This window comes from Pseudoalteromonas sp. BMB (assembly GCF_001709235.1).
In the GTDB taxonomy this organism is placed as follows: Bacteria; Pseudomonadota; Gammaproteobacteria; order Enterobacterales; family Alteromonadaceae; genus Pseudoalteromonas; species Pseudoalteromonas maricaloris.
Genome location: NZ_MBQA01000052.1, coordinates 1 through 385 on the forward strand (window position 1 = coordinate 1; position 385 = coordinate 385).

Consider the following 385-nt stretch of genomic DNA (forward strand, 5'->3'; position numbering starts at 1 on the left):
ACCCAGTGTCTTATGGCCCTCGGAAGAGCGTGCTACACCCATCCAGAATACAATGGCCCATCCTTGGGACCTAAACCATCTGAGGAAAATAAACGCCAGTTCACTGAGGAACAACTGAGAGCCAGCGAAGGCATCATTAACCTCCAGTACGGCACCAACAAGGGAGCCACACAGAGTGGTCAGAACTTCGGCAACACCAGGCATATGTAAAAGAAACAGATCCAAGACAAATTCGAAAATACACGAAGAAAATATTTTACCGCTAAAACTGCAGCAACAAGAGCAAAATGTATTTTACTCTTTCTTCTGCCATTCAAATTTTAGACTCATAAACGTGTAAAAAAGAAGAGTTTCGTTCAGCTACTTATTCTGGACCTATATTTCT

Annotated in this window: 1 protein-coding gene; it reads left to right on the top strand. The window is 42.6% G+C overall.

The window, feature by feature from the left end; translation table 11 throughout:
• On the top strand, positions 1-210 hold a 210-nt coding region (locus tag BB427_RS23700), incomplete at its 5' end, for a hypothetical protein (protein WP_139119013.1).
• Between the last annotated feature and the right edge of the window lie 175 nt (positions 211-385).